14 protein-coding genes are annotated in these 13,973 nt (G+C 71.2%); all 14 read right to left on the bottom strand.

Translation table 11 applies throughout. From position 1 onward, the window contains the following. Window positions 1-29: 29 nt before the first annotated feature. Window positions 30-1,808, bottom strand: a complete 1,779-nt coding sequence (locus tag QQ657_RS40735) for a VWA domain-containing protein (protein WP_284747704.1) — start codon at window positions 1,806-1,808, stop codon at window positions 30-32. Window positions 1,809-1,848: 40 nt separating this feature from the next. Beyond that, window positions 1,849-3,084, bottom strand: coding sequence for an AAA family ATPase (locus tag QQ657_RS40730; RefSeq protein ID WP_284747703.1), 1,236 nt, complete (start codon window positions 3,082-3,084; stop codon window positions 1,849-1,851). Between the two features lie 800 nt (window positions 3,085-3,884). Further along, window positions 3,885-6,323 carry a LysM peptidoglycan-binding domain-containing protein gene (locus QQ657_RS40725; RefSeq protein WP_284747702.1) on the bottom strand — a complete coding sequence of 813 codons (2,439 nt, stop codon included), beginning with the start codon at window positions 6,321-6,323 and terminating at the stop codon, window positions 3,885-3,887. A gap of 101 nt (window positions 6,324-6,424) precedes the next feature. Then, window positions 6,425-6,820, bottom strand: a complete 396-nt coding sequence (locus QQ657_RS40720; protein ID WP_284747701.1) for a hypothetical protein — start codon at window positions 6,818-6,820, stop codon at window positions 6,425-6,427. 17 nt (window positions 6,821-6,837) lie between these two features. Then, window positions 6,838-7,275, bottom strand: coding sequence for a pilus assembly protein TadG-related protein (locus tag QQ657_RS40715; RefSeq protein WP_284747700.1), 438 nt, complete (start codon window positions 7,273-7,275; stop codon window positions 6,838-6,840). Continuing rightward, a complete protein-coding gene (locus QQ657_RS40710) occupies window positions 7,275-7,724 on the bottom strand; it encodes a TadE/TadG family type IV pilus assembly protein (protein ID WP_284747699.1) in 450 nt (149 codons plus the stop codon). Before QQ657_RS40710 ends, QQ657_RS40715 begins: the two co-directional genes overlap by 1 nt. Further along, the gene (locus tag QQ657_RS40705) at window positions 7,721-8,602 is read right to left on the bottom strand and encodes a hypothetical protein (protein WP_284747698.1); all 882 of its coding nucleotides are present in this window, start codon (window positions 8,600-8,602) and stop codon (window positions 7,721-7,723) included. The genes QQ657_RS40710 and QQ657_RS40705 overlap by 4 nt, the downstream gene beginning before the upstream one ends. A gap of 17 nt (window positions 8,603-8,619) precedes the next feature. After that, window positions 8,620-8,973 carry a TadE/TadG family type IV pilus assembly protein gene (locus tag QQ657_RS40700; RefSeq protein ID WP_350310744.1) on the bottom strand — a complete coding sequence of 118 codons (354 nt, stop codon included), beginning with the start codon at window positions 8,971-8,973 and terminating at the stop codon, window positions 8,620-8,622. 73 nt (window positions 8,974-9,046) lie between these two features. Continuing rightward, a complete protein-coding gene (locus QQ657_RS40695) occupies window positions 9,047-9,247 on the bottom strand; it encodes a hypothetical protein (protein WP_284747696.1) in 201 nt (66 codons plus the stop codon). A gap of 20 nt (window positions 9,248-9,267) precedes the next feature. Then, window positions 9,268-10,143: a type II secretion system F family protein gene (locus tag QQ657_RS40690; RefSeq protein WP_284747695.1), complete on the bottom strand. Its 876-nt coding sequence runs from the start codon at window positions 10,141-10,143 to the stop codon at window positions 9,268-9,270. Continuing rightward, window positions 10,140-11,054: a type II secretion system F family protein gene (locus QQ657_RS40685; protein WP_284747694.1), complete on the bottom strand. Its 915-nt coding sequence runs from the start codon at window positions 11,052-11,054 to the stop codon at window positions 10,140-10,142. The genes QQ657_RS40690 and QQ657_RS40685 overlap by 4 nt, the downstream gene beginning before the upstream one ends. After that, window positions 11,042-12,400, bottom strand: coding sequence for a TadA family conjugal transfer-associated ATPase (locus tag QQ657_RS40680; RefSeq protein WP_284747693.1), 1,359 nt, complete (start codon window positions 12,398-12,400; stop codon window positions 11,042-11,044). The genes QQ657_RS40685 and QQ657_RS40680 overlap by 13 nt, the downstream gene beginning before the upstream one ends. Next, window positions 12,397-13,251, bottom strand: coding sequence for a CpaE-like family protein (locus QQ657_RS40675; RefSeq protein WP_284747692.1), 855 nt, complete (start codon window positions 13,249-13,251; stop codon window positions 12,397-12,399). Before QQ657_RS40675 ends, QQ657_RS40680 begins: the two co-directional genes overlap by 4 nt. Next, complete coding sequence (locus QQ657_RS40670; RefSeq protein WP_284747691.1) at window positions 13,251-13,946, bottom strand: SAF domain-containing protein; 696 nt, start codon at window positions 13,944-13,946, stop codon at window positions 13,251-13,253. The genes QQ657_RS40675 and QQ657_RS40670 overlap by 1 nt, the downstream gene beginning before the upstream one ends. Window positions 13,947-13,973 lie beyond the last annotated feature (27 nt).

Raw genomic sequence — 13,973 nt, 5'->3', positions numbered from 1 at the left:
GAGGGACATAGGTGCGGCGCCCGACGCGCCTACCGGCGGGCGGTCGCGCGCAATGCCGTGGTGGCGGCGTGGCCGATGGCACGGGCGGCCGTGGTGGGGTCGGTCAGGACGTGGACGGTGGCCCCTGCGAGCGGGGTGTCGGTGTGGCTCGTGGTCAGCCACAGCACCGCGCACCCGGACGCGCGTAGGCGGTCGAGCTTCTTCTGCCCGTGGCGGCGGGGTGTCGCACGGTATTCGCCGTCGGACACGATGACCACGAGCCGTGCCGCGCCGGGGCGGGACAGGCCGAGGGCGCCGTCGAGGGCGTCCAGCGCTCGGGGGATGTCCTCGTAGTTGTCGCGGGAGCAGAATTCGGTGACCTCGGCGAGCAGCTTGCCCGGATGGGTCAGCGGGCGCACGTGGTGTCCGAAGATCACGCTCGCGGTGTCGGCGGGTACGCGGGTGTGGCGGGCGGCGTTGGCCAGGATCCAGGCCGCCGAGGCCACGTGAGCGCGCGCCCAGCCCATCGAGCCGGACACGTCGCACGCGATCCCTACCCGCAGCGGCGGCACGGGAACCGGTTTGCGGATGGTGCGGGTGAACGGCTCGGCGGTCACCACGGCCCCGGCGGCATGCTGGGCTTCGGCGGCACGCACCCCGCGCATCCGCAGTCGCCCCGGCGGCACCTGCGAGGTGGAACGTACGGCCACCCGTTCCCGGGTTCCGGCGGTGTCCAGGGCCCGCGCGAGTACCCGCGCAGCTGTGTGCTCCTCCGGTGTGGGCGGCCGGGTGCCCGCCGTCAGGGTGTCGCCGTCGGGGGCACCGCCCATGCTGAACACTCCCAGCGCCACCCGTGCGGCTTTCCTCGCAGCGGCGTCTTCGCATTCCTTCGCGGCAGCGGCGACGGCGGCAGGGTCCTCGGGCGCCTTCTCGCCCGCGACGTTCGCCGCAACGCTGCCCAGCACGGCGGCGATGGCATCCGTAAGCGGTGACGGGTTCACGGGTGCGCCGGGGCCGGGCGCCCCGTCCGACGGGTCCGAGGTCCCGGGCGAGGCCGGCGGCGAGGCCGAGTCCGTGCTGTCAGGGTCGGTGCCGAGGATCTCGCACCACTGCCGCCCGAGGTCGAGCATCTGCTCGCCCGCGTCGTCGGCGGTCCGCAGCGCTTGCCGCCACACCGCCAGCAGCTTGCCGAGGACCTCCTTGCCGAGCACGCCCTCGACGGCCCGGGCCACCGGGTACACCTCGGCGTGGCTCAGCACTCCGCCATCGGCCCGTCCCAGCAGGAGCGCAGCGGTGCGCGCGGCGTCGGCGGCGGTCATCTTCGGTGCCGTCGCGGGGTCGGCGTACAGGTGCAGGTCGGTGGCGACGATGCCCTGCACGCACGCCCGCAGCCAGTGCCGGTCGTCCGGGCGGCGGCGGATGTGCGCCGCCTCCATCCGGGGCTCTTCCAGCAGCATGGCGGCGGCGACCACGGCGGGCGGGGCGCCGTCCGGGGGCTCCCACGCGGTGTGTTTGGCGTGGCCGCACTCGTGGGTGAGGGCACCCCATGCCGGGGCGTAGCGGGCGCGGTCGGACAGGTTGGCGGGGTCCACGGTGGCGAGGTCCACGCCGAGGTGGTCGCCGTCGACTTCGATCAGCGCGCGGTGCGGGTAGAAGCAGGCGGGTGCCCCGCCGCCCGCGCCGGGGGCGACGCTGACCACGAGGTCGTCGCGGTCGGCGATCACGGGGACCTCGTCGGCGAACGCGGCGGACAGGGTCAGCCATTCCGGGCGCGCGGGGAACACGGCGGCACCGGTGGCGGCCGGGTCAGCGGCGAAGTGGGCAGTCATGGCGCGGGTCCTTTCGCGACAGGTTCGCGGGGGTGGGGGTTCAGGGTTTGGTGGTGATGCGGGCACCGAGGGCGAGTGGGGTGACCGTTTTGCCGAAGACGTCGCGCACCACGGCAGCGACGGTGACGCGGTCCTCTTCCGGCGCGATCCCGACCAGGTTCCCGGCGGCGGCGTCAAGGTCCCACGCGTCGGCGAGCTTCTTGAACGCCAGCAGCTCACGTAGCTGCGGCGCCCACCCGATCTCGCCCTTCTCCTGCCGGGTCGCCAGGTTGCGCGCCACCCGCACGGCCTTCTTGTCGACCCCGAGCTGTTCGGCGAGGGCGTAGTCGCTGGAGACCTGGATGTGCACAGAGAACCGGGAGGACAGCGCGTCGGTGAGGATCGCCCCGTGGACGCCAGGGTTGTGACCGGCGACGACATAGAACCCGGGTGCGGCGTGGACGACTTCGCCGCCGTTGGCCTTGACCACGATTTCGCGGCGTCCGTCCATCGCGGGGTAGACCACCGCGAGCACCGTTGGCGGGATCAGGGTGGCGTCGTCGATGAACAGCGGCACACCCTCGCGCATCGCGCGGACCAGCGGGCCGTGGACGAACACGAAGTCACCGTCGGGGGTTTTGGTGTAGTCGCCCACCAGGTCGGCGACCACGGCGTCGCCGTCGCCCTGAACGGTGAGGCAGTCGTTGAACGCTGCCTCCACCACCGAGGTCTTTCCGGTGCCGGGCGGGCCGTACAGCAGCGCGGCGACCCCGGCGTCGCGCAGCCGCGCCAGCGCGGTCACGTCGGGCATCCCGGACAGCAGCCGGGGGTGATAGTCCATCCCGTTCGGACGCTTCACCGGGCCGGTGACCTTGCGCGCCGGTCGGGTGGTGGCGCTGCCAGCACCGGACGGTGCGGCCGTCGTTGGGGGCGCGGCGGGTGTCATCGCGGGCCGCGTGCGACGTGGCGGACGGGGTGCGCGTGGCGGCGCGGGGGTGATGGCGGTTGCGGCGGTGGCCGCTGTCGTCGCGGTCGCCCGGTAGGCCAGGGGTGCAGTCACGGCGAGTTCAGCTTCTCCCCTGTCCGTCAACGCTTTGCAGGCGTTGCCGACTGCGCCGGATGAGCGATTCAGGGTGTGCGCGATGCCGCCCGGGGTGTGGATGGTCGCGGGGTTGTCGGCGAGAACTTTGGCGACCATCGCGCGGAGTTCGCCGTTGCGGAGCCGGGTCGCCGTCCCACCCGCCGGGGTGGTCGGCCCGGTGGTGGGTGCCGTGGCGGGCGGGGTGGGCGTGGTCATCGCGGGTATTCCTTTCCAATTGGACGGGGGGCGGGCGTTGCGGCGAATCAGAACGATTCGTTGCGACCCTTGATTTGGTTTCCGGATTTTCCGGGTGACACAACAAAAGTAGCTCGATAAACCCGGTGCGCACAATACCTTTACGCGCCCCATTCGGGTGACGAATTCCAGTTTAAATCAAGAAGTCATGCACATTCCGCCGAACCGTTTTCGCAGGTCACAGGCGCCGAACAGTCGGCGGCGGCCCCAACAAAGGAACGGGATGTGTATTTCATTTGAAAGAACAAAATAGAAAGGGAAGCAGCTGTCGACACGAGGTGAGATGACCGTCGAAGCGGGGCCACGGGGACCGGATCACAGCAGCTGGACCGACGGGGCGGGCCTGATGTGCTTACCTGCTTGTCGCCAAGCGAGTCTGGGATATCAGCGGATCCCTGCATATATGTGCTGACCTGCTCGTATGCGCGCACACAGGGGATCCGCCTTAGGCGGCACACGGAACGCCAGTGCGATCGGCAGGTGCATGGGCACTCCCGGCGGCTGGCGGGTACCCGAAGGGTCGAGATCCAGCTCGAACAGCTCCAGTACACAGTCCACTCGCAAAGTCGGCACGACGCCGTATCTGTCCACGCGAAGCGTCGCGGACCCCGGAGGGTGACGCGACGAATGAGGGCGAATTTGAACGGAGACACCGTGGGACTTTTCTGCGCGATGACTATCAGCAGGTCGACACTAACATCGGTCGCGGGTGATCAGCTATTTCGATGTAGAGGCATTTCGAAGGCCTCGACACGGATGATTCAGGCCTTCGGGATCGCGATGCCAATGTGGCGTTCTCGTAGGCGCTCGGCGAGCTCGATTGTCGCGGCGGTCGGTGTTTCGTCGATCTCGGCGAGGCGTGCTTCGAGCAGGCGCAGCGTCCTGGCTATCGCGTCGTGCCGGCCGAGGTTGTGTTCGAGACGCATGATGTCGCGATAGAGCAGCTCGTTGTGCGGGTCGAAGTCCCGCGCCGATTCCAGTAACTCCAGCGTGGACTCGGGATCACTCTGAACCCGCGCGCGTGCCAGGGCAGCGACGGCGTCGAGGGCGTCACGGCGGACGCCTTCCCGCAGTGCGATGAGCCATTCGGCTTCGACGCCGGCCGCCAATTCGCCCCCGTAGCTCGCAACGATCGCGGCGTAGGCCGCGGCACGTTGCTGGTCGTCGGTCGTGGTGCGGCGTCGAGCGAGCGCGTCGGCGAATACCCAGTAGTCGACCTCGACGACCGCGGGTTCGAGGCGATACCGGCCGTGCTGCGTGACCACGAGGTCGCCGAGGTCGGGCGAGGTGGCTTTGTCGATGGTGCTGCGGAGTCGGGACAGGACAGTGCGCAGCACGGCAGCCGGGTCCCGTGCTGGACGATCTGCCCACAGGCTGTCGGTGATCGCGGCGCGCGGAACTCCTCCGGGATGGAGGGCGAGGTAGATCAGCAGCGCCCACAGCCGTCGGGACAGGCTGCCGGTGACTTCGACGGTGTGGTCCGGGCTGGTGACGTCCGGTCGCCATGACAACGTCGGCTGCCCGAACACCGACAGCACCAGCGGCGTGGCCACGTCGTGCTGGGATTCGACGGTCGGCACCGGGGTCGGCTCAGGTATCGCTTCGGCGTGGTCGAGGGCCGGAGGGCCTGCGATTTCCAACCCATGAGTCAACTCGGCCGCAGGCTCAGGGTGGTCGTCCGGAGCCCCGTGTGCGGCATCGAAGAGAGCGAACAGCTCGCGGGTCGCGGATTCGGGGAGGGAGAAGGCTCGCCGGCCGCGTAGCGGCTCCCCCGGCCCGGGTGACGTGGCGGTGATGGCGCCCGTCGAGTCCACGTAGGCCGTGACGCCGGGGTGCCACTGGCCGAGCAGCAGCATCGTCGTCCTCGCGCGGGCTTCGGCGAAGGCGTGCTGTAGCCGGGTGTGATCGGGTTCGCCTGTCGGCACGCTCGCCAGGAGGATTCTGCTGGCGCTGCCGGGCGGATTCTGGCCGTCGAGGCGGGCAAGGGCCGCGGCGAGGTCGTTGACGACGTGGACGCATTCCGGTAGTTCGGCGCCATGATCTGGGACGCCGAGTAAGCCACGCAGATCCGCAGCTGGTGCGACGACCTCCGGGTGGCTGGTGGAGGTCATGGCCGTGAGCAGCAGCGCGCGGGCGGCGGCGTGGCTGCCGGGTCCGATGAGTCCGAGGCCGTGCGTCGCCGCGAGGTCCAGCGCCAGTTCCGCAGCGGCCTCATCGGCGGGCTCCCCCAGCTCGGGCGTTGTACCGGGCTCGGCGGTGTCACCATCCGCTGCCGCGCCGGCGACATCGGCCTCGTCGAGTCCGCCGAGGGTGTGCTGGTGCGCGAGGTGCAGCTGATAGACGACCGGCGCGACGGGCAGCTCGTCGCGCCGGCCGCTGCCGGGCCGGTAGCCGGCGCGCTGCCGTCGTCGGGCGACCAGCAGCGCCGCGCTGATCGCGCTCGCCAGCCCGACACCGACGTACACCCCGGGCTCCCACGAGCCAGAGCCCGGTGAGCCGACGGGAGGCACAACCAGGCTCGGCGGGGAGGCAGCCGCGGGTGGGGGCGGAGGCTGCAGCTGCGGTGGTTTCGGCTGGACGGGCCTGGTCGTCGGCGGTAGATGGATCTGGTCGCCGGGATGGATCAGGCTGGGCGAGGTCAGCGTGCGACCGCCGGGCTGGGTGCTCATGGTGTTCAGGCGCCAGATATCCGGCCACCGGTCGCCGTCTCCGAGGCGGCGTTGCGCGATCCGGTACAGCGAATCGTGGACACCGTCGCATGGTGGCCGCACCACCTCGACTTCCTCCGCGACGTCACCGACGACAGACCGCGCGGTGGCCGACGAGCTCACCCCGGCCTGGACTCCGCTGCTCCCGCCGGACGCGGCGAGGGCAGAGCGGCTGACGAACGACACGACAACGGCGGCGATAAGCACCGCGGCGACCCGGCGGAGCGGGCTGCCCATACGGCTGAGGTCCGGCCGGCCGGCGGCAAAGACGAGGTCGCGCACACAGCCGGCCAGCTCGACGAGGAACGCGCCCCACAGCAGCCACGCGCCGCACGCGAGTACGTCCAGCAGCAGACTTGTCGACAGCGGAGCCGTCAGGACCCCGCCGAGCTCTGCCGCCGTGGGCAGGTGATCCGGCAGGGGCCAGCCGATGAACTGCACCAGCGCCCACGGCAGCCCGGCGCACAGTCCGGACAGCAGCGTGAGCGCCACGCCGGCTTGCAGCAGCCGTCGTGCGGCGCGCAGGAACGCACGACGAGCTCGCCGCGGTCCGGCTCTGGTCTGCCGTTCTGCAGGCACAACAGTGCCCCGACTCAGCTTCGCTGGCCTTGAACGACCGGGTTCTCCGGATCGGGGACCTGCGGCCTCGGTCGAAGTTCCGACGGCGCGGCCCCGGGATGCGGGTCCGGTTTCGGCCGTCGGCTTCCGGGCGGTCGTCCGCGTCGGGCGCGGGGCTTGCCGGCGGTGAGCCACTTAGTGAGGTCGGCGGCCGCGACCTCGGTGAACTCGGCCAGCTCGTCGACGCCGACGACGTCCGCCGCCGCGGCGAGCACGGTGCCGAGCTTGCGTTCGACCTCGGCCAGTTCCTCGGCCAGCGCGGCACGGCGGTGCGCGAGGTCGCCGACCTCGCGGGCTGCGGCCGTCCTCCTCGCGCTCTTCTCCGCGTCGACCTTCTCGACGCGCCGTTCGATCTCGTCGGTTGTGATCATGATTTCTCCTCCGGTGGTCAGGGCTCGAGCGCGGCGATACCGCGCTGGGGGTGTGCAGCGCCGCTGCCGTGGGCGCCGATGGCCCGGATGCCGATGAGGGACAGCAGCTGGGTGCGCTGGCTGGTGGTGACCGTGACGGTCACCGCGTCGACCGTGGCCGTCACGGTGCCGACCGCGCCGATTCCGGCGAGGTACCGGTGAGCCAGCTCGTCGGCGTCCGCGGGGACGAGTCGCAACTCGCCGCGCGCGCGGTAGGCGGCGAGGTCGATCGCTTGCGCGCCGGCGCGCGCGGCGGACTCGGCTTGCCCGGTGGCGCGGACCTTGGCGCTGAGCGCGAGGCCACCGTCCAGCCCGAGGCCCGCCAGGAGCACGAGCCCGAGCGCCAGGACGACGACGAAGGCCGACACCCGTCCTTCCTCCGCACGCCACCACGTCTTCTGCCGATGGGTGGTCATCACGCGCTCCCGCCGGTCGGTTGGGAGCGGTAGAGATCGACGATCTCGCTGGCCGAGGCGGTAAGGGTCCTGCTGCCAGGCACGCCGAGGACCATCGCCTGGCCGAAGTCGACGGTGCACCGGACGTTGACGACGACGGTGCTGCCCGGGCTAGCCGTGGTCGTCGTGGTGACCTGGGCGTTGTGGCACGTCACGTTCGCCTGGGCGAGCGCTGAGGTGGCGGTGGCTTGCGCTGCGTCGCCGGCGGCCGCCGGGGTGCGCTGGAGGCTGGCGGCCCGTGCCGCCTGGTGCGCGGCGTCGTCGAGCCGGAGCCTCGCGTCGACGCCGCGGTGGACGACCACGGCGACGAAGACCAGCAGCATCACCAGCACCGGCGTGACCAAGACGGCCTCGGCGGTCACCGAGCCGCGTTCGGCCCGCCACCAGCGAACCCAGCGTGAGGCGGTCACCGGGCCGCCTCCCCGGTTGAGGTCCGCAGTTCCCAGGGGAAAGGTCCGGCTGCCATAAGATCGCGGGCTGCGGTGACGTACGCGAAGACGGACCGCGGAAGGTCCTCGGCGAGTGCCGCGACCGGGCCGATCGAGGCGGCTTGTAGGTCCTCCTGGACGGCGACGGCGTGCTCGACGAACTGGTCGTGACGTAGCTTCGCTTCCCATGCCCGGGCGAGCGTCGCACAGCTCTGGAGCTCGAAGACCAGCTCGTCGAGTTCGTCGTCGAACTTCTCGACCGCGGCGGCTACCGCCGATGCGAGCTCGGCCTCGCCGGGCACCTCCGTGAGTTGGGCGGCGTTCTGACGCGCAGTTCGAGAGCGGTCCAAGCGGATCAACGCTTCCCACGCCAGCTGGTGCGCTTTCTCGGGAAGCCCGGAAGGGAGCCAGCCCCAGACCACTGTGGAGTGCAGCTCGCCGGTGAGGTCGATCAGCTGCATGGCCGCGTAGTGACCTCGTGGGCCGAGGTCGGCGAAATCGCGGCCGCGGAGGAAGAACTCGCCGGGAGCCCGCTCCAGTCGGCAAGGACGCCCGCGGGGGTGACTGTGGTCGGTATCCAGGCAGAGCACGGTGATGGCCGCATCGCAGAGGCAGCTCAATACGAGCGCGCCGGCTCCGCCGACCAGCAGCGCGCCGGGGATGGACTCCGCGATGCGGATCCCCAGTGCCAAGACCAGCAGGCCGATCACGAACTGGGTCGTGCAGCATCGCGACACGAAGGCGTGGATGGACACGCTGCGCCAACGTTTCGCAGTGAGGGCCGGATTCCAGAGCATGACGTCCGGTCCGTCGGCGAAGTCGCCTTCGGTCACCGGCTCGGGTTTTTCCAGCAATGGCACGGTCTTCTCCCTTCGGATCAGGCGTCGGGAACGAATCGTTCAACCTCGCCTGCGGTTTCGGCGTGCACGTGCAGGTGCACCCCGGGCAGGACCGCGACGGCCTCGCCCTGCACGCTCACCGACGCCGAGGTCGTGGTGCGGACGATCTCGATTCGCGGCGAGCGCAGCGGCCCTCGGGCGAGGTCGTCGAGCAGCCGTTGCCCGGCGTCATGCCCGGCCGCGGTGGTGCCGTCCTGCACGCGCGTCGCGGACAGGGCTTGGGAGGCGGCCGCCTGGGCGACGTGGGTAGCGTGCGACCAGAGGGCGAACTGGATGATCGCCAGCAGCGCGAGCAGCAGCAACGGCGTCGCGATCACCAGCTCGGCGGTCACCGCTCCTCGCTCCCCCGCCAGCGCACGCCGGACGCGTCGCCAGGTGGCTGAGGGAAGACTGCGTGTGAGCACGTCAGCCGCCGAAGCCGAGGTCGATGCTGTTCGCTTTCGCTGTCAGCTTCGCCGCGATGATCGCGATCAGCGCGATCGCCAGCACGGCCATCAGGGCCGTGACGATGACCGTGGTCGTGATCTCGCCGCGGTCGTCGTCTTCCAGCACACGCAGGATCCGGGCGGTGACGAGGTTCCAGAGGATTCGGATGTAGAGCAGCATGGTTGTCTCCTGTGGACATTTCAGAGGCCGTTGAGGACCTGCGTGACGGCCGGATAGGCGATGAACCCGAGGAAGCCGAGGAACAGCAAGGTCACCGGCAGTGCCATGCGTTCGGTCGCGGCTTGCGCCTCGGCCTCGGCGTCAGCGACCAGGTGCGTGCGCAGCGCACCGGCCTTAGCCGACAGCGACGCGCGGATCTTGGCGCCCTCCGTGCCGGCGAGGGCGAGCGACGCGGCGAGTTCAGCGAGCTCGGCGATGTCCAGTTCCTCCCCGAGGCGGCGCAGTGTCGCCCAGGGCGTGGTGCGGGTCAGCTGGGCGGCGGCGAGCGCGCGACGGAGCTGGGCGAATGCCGGGCCTTGCCCGACGTCCGCGGCCGCGAGCAGGGCGGACTCGACTCCGGCGCCGCCGGCGAGGGTGATCCAGACGAGGTCCAGGAACGCCGACAGCGCCGCGCGGAACTCTGCACGTGCACGCGCGGCTTTCGCCCGGACCTCGAGGTCGGGCACGAGAAAGCCGGTGATGCTCAGCAGGATCGCAACGACGAACGGCAGCTCCATGCCGAGCTGAAGGTCGACGAGGGCAAGCAGCCCCTGAAGCAGCAGCGGCGCGAGCAGCCCCGTGCAGCACAGCACGAACTTGGTTGCCACGTGCGTGTCGGCACCGCGGCCGAGCACGCGCAGGTCGCGTTCGAGGCGCTCCCCCGGCAGGCCGAGCGCGCGCAGTCCGGGCAGGAGAGGTCGCGTCAGGGCGGTAGCCCACGTCGTGTCGGTGACCTCGGCGAGCGGGGCCGTCTCCGAGAGGCGGCCTCGAAGAGTCTCCTGCGGAAGAATTGCCCAGGTCAGGACGAGCCACAGGCCAAGTCCGGTTCCGGTGCCCACCAGGACGACGGCGATCATGCCCGCTCACCTCCCCACCCGACAGCCGCGGCGGCCGGCTCGGGTTCCGGCGGCTCGCGCAGGGAGAGCACGCGCGGTGCGCCACCGCCGCCCACGATCCGTGTCAGCCAGGAGAACCCGCCGCCGAAGAGCGCGCCGATGACGAGCAGGACGGCCTGGCCGAGCGGGCTGTCGTACGCGGTGAGGTAGCCGCGGTTGAGGGCCACGACGCCGACCGCGAACGCGATCGTCGTCCCGACGACGACCCGGACCGAGGTGCGCGTGCGGGCGCGGCCGGTTTCGACGCGCATGCGCATCGCCACCTGCGCGCGGGCGGCTTCGGCGAGGGAACCGAGCAGGTCGCCGAGCTGCCGGGCCTGGTGCTCGGCGGCCAAGACCAGCGACGCGATGACCAGGTCCGCCGCCGGGTCCGCCAGGCCTTCGGCCAGCAGCCGCAAGGCCGGGACGAGACGGTGGCCACTGCGCAGCCGCAGCGCAAGGGTGGCGACGTCATCGCGGATCGCCATCGGAGCCAGCGGCGCGGTCGCGAGGATCGCCTGCTCCAAGCCAGCCGCGGCCGACAGGGTGTCGCGCAACATCTCCGTCCAGGACGCGACAGCCTCGATACGGGCGACCCGCCGTGTGTGAGCGCGGTCGGGTCCGACGAGTGCCGGCAGGAACCAGACCGCTGCGGCGGTGAGGGCACCTCCCACGACCCAACCGGTTGCGACACCGGCCACCAGCCCGGCACCGATGGCGAGAGCCAAGCGGAATCCCCAGCGCCGGTCGGTGTGCCAAGGCAAGCTGCCGCTTGTCGACCGCGGTCCGGGCGCCAGCGGAGGCCGTCGGAGCCCCAACAGGACGAGCAGCAGCCCCGCCGCGGCGCCGAGTCCGGTGACGGCGCCGATCACGGTGCTGGTCACGACGCCCACCACCCTTCCGGCCTCGCCAGCAGGTCGGGGTCGAACCCGGCGTCGACGAGGTCGTCGAGCGTGCCCGCGCGCAGGGCGCCCGCGACCGGGCGCGCGCGGAGGTCGGATCCGGGACGGTAGATCTCGTTGGATACGACGGTGCCGCCGTCGGCGTCGACGACCTCGCGGATCGAGGAGACCACCCTGGTCGTGCGGTCGGCGGCTTTGGCCAGGTGCACGACGAAGTGCACGCTGGAGGCCACCAGCAGAGCGGTCGCCTCCAGCGGCAGCCGCTCCGCGCCCTGCGCGGCGTAGGAGGCGAGGCGGGTGAAGGCGATCTTCGAGCTGCTCGCGTGCAGGGTCGCCATCGAGCCGTCGTTGCCTTGGGACATCGCGTTGCACATCGGGATGACCTCCGGCCCTCGGATCTCGCCGACGATCACGCGGTCGGGAGACATCCGCAGGCCCCAGCGGACGAGTTCGGCCTGGCTGACCGCGCCGGCGCCCTCGACGTTGACCTCCCGGGCTTGCAGTGCCGTGACGTCGGCGTGGCGTGCCGGATCGATACCGAGGCCGAGCTCGAAGGCGTCCTCGATAGTGACGATGCGCTCCAGGGGGTCCATTTCGGAGGCCATCGCGCGCAGGAGGGTCGTCTTGCCGATACCGGTGCCGCCCGTGATCAGGACGTTCTTGCGGGCCCTCACGAGCGCGCGGAGGAACCGTTCGAGGCCGACGTCGAGGGTGCCCCGGCGGCGCAGCTGGGCGAGGCTGGTGGTGAGGTAGCCGTGGCGTCGGATCGAGCACGCAGTGATCCCGCCGGCCGTGAGCCCGAGCACGGCGAACAGCCGCTCACCGCCCGGGAGCTGGAGGTTCAGCGCGGGTGAGCCACGGTCGAACCGGCGCTCCTCCGAGGACGCGCGGGCGGCCAGGGTGCGGATCAGGTCGGTCAGCTCGTCGTTCGAGGCCGCGACCGGGGCGACCTGGGCGCGGGAGCCGTCGGCGTACTGCACGAAAACGCGGTCGAAGCTGTTGACGTTGATCGTCTCGACCGAGGGATCGTCCAGCAGCTGCTGCAGGCCGCCCAGGCCGAAGACCTCGTCCAGCACGGCCTCGGCGACGCGCGCCTCGACCTCAGCCGGCAGCAGAACGCGCCCCGCTTCCAGCTCGGCCTCGCTGTGTGCGGCGCTCGCGGCCCGGAGGACGTCCTGGGCGAGTTCGCGGCGGCGTTCGCCGGTGTCTGGGCTCGAATCTTCCTCGGCACGGCCGGGCAGCTCAGTGGCAAGTGCGTGGCGGAGGTGGGCGCGGAGCCGCGCCTCCGAAGCTCCGTCCTGCGCGGCAAGTCGGCGGTGTTCGTCGAGCACGGTCATGACGATGCGTCCTTCCTGAGTACGACCCCGTTGTGCAGCAGTTCCGGTGGGGCGCCGCGGACGCTGGACGTCCGAAGCTGCTGAGGGGGCACACCGGGAATCTGTGAGCCGACGGCCGGAGGATGCGGAAAGTCAGCCGCCTGCGTCGGGATGGCTTCGCCGAGCAGAACTCGAGCGACGACGCCGGCAGCGCGGACGAGTCCACCCTTCCCACGTCGTCCGGCCACGCCGTGACCGGCGAGAGCCGTGGCCGGGTCGTGAGGAATCCTCGCCATCACGGGAATCCCGAGCTCGCGCTCGACCTCAGCGGTCGGGTGCCCGTCGCCGGTCAGCACGAGGCACGGACGGGTGGCAGTTCGGCCCAGCTCGGGGATTCGGCCGGCCAGGTGCGCCAGCTCGTCGTTGTGTGTGCCGGAGAGCAGCAGGAGGATGTCTGCGTGGCGGATCAGCGGTTCCGCTGGTGAACCCGGGTCCATTCGCCCGCAGTCGGCGAAGATCGCCACGTCGGACTCCCGCCCGGCGCCGTACACCGGCGAACCGGACGCCGTAAGAACGCCTAGCGCGGCGCGCGCCTGATGACTGCCGGGCGGACCGGACACGATCTGCGTCCCGCCTGGTAGCGGCTGTGCGTGGTTCCAGAGCACCTCGGGTTCGGTGGAGCCGCGGGCCGCGGCGGCCAGGCTGAGCAGGCCGGGCGTGGAACGCAGCCCGAATCGGTGTGCGAGGTCTCCGCCGGCTGGGTCGCATTCGACGATCAGTCGGCGGACGGTGAGCGGCCAGGTGGCGGCCAGTGCCGCGGTGAAGGTGGTGACGCCGGGCGAACCCTTCACGCTGGCCAGGGCGATCAACATCAGCGATCACCTCCGGCGAGCAGGACCAGGGAGACCTGACCGGCCGGCACGCGGGCCAGCGCTGGCGCGGTGGTGCCGGGCAGTTGCAGCGAGATCACGGTGTTCTGGTCGGTCTCCGCCTTGGCGACGCCGGTCACCGTCGCCGGCCACGTCGAATCGTCTCCAGCGAGCTGAGTCGCCGAAGGCGGCGACGTGGCAAGGACAACGAGGACGGGTGAACCTGGCGCGAGTTCCAGCGGGAACTGCCCTGGCTTGAGGGCGACCGCCACGACCGCGTACCCGGCGGCGGGAATCGTCGCCGGACCGACACTGCTCGGGGTGAGCAGGGAGCCGGGGCCGAGGCTCGTGGCCATGCGCCGTCCGAGCACGGCGGACGCCTGCTCGGTCGGCACGGTGGCGACCGCGTCGGCTGCGGAGATCTCGACCTCGTGGACGTCGGCCGGTTCGAGGACGTGCCCGACACTCAGCGGCCGAGCCACAGCCAGCACCGGTACCCGGTCCTGTGCGTTGCTCGACCACCACAGCGCGCCACCGACGCAGACCACCACGAGCAGGACCCCGACGAGCAGGTGCGGCAGGCGCCGACGGGTTCGGCGCCCGGTCGGCACCGCGGTCAACTTCCCGTTCTTTCCCACCCACGACGCGGAACCCACCTCGGGTCCGGCGCCTTGTTCACCGGTACGGATGCTGGTCACGACGTGCCTCCCAGGCATGGTTCGACC

This window comes from Amycolatopsis ponsaeliensis (assembly GCF_030182635.1).
Lineage (GTDB): Bacteria > Actinomycetota > Actinomycetes > Mycobacteriales > Pseudonocardiaceae > Amycolatopsis > Amycolatopsis ponsaeliensis.
Note: the sequence above shows the minus strand (reverse complement) of the source record. Positions and strands in the feature narration are given on the sequence as shown.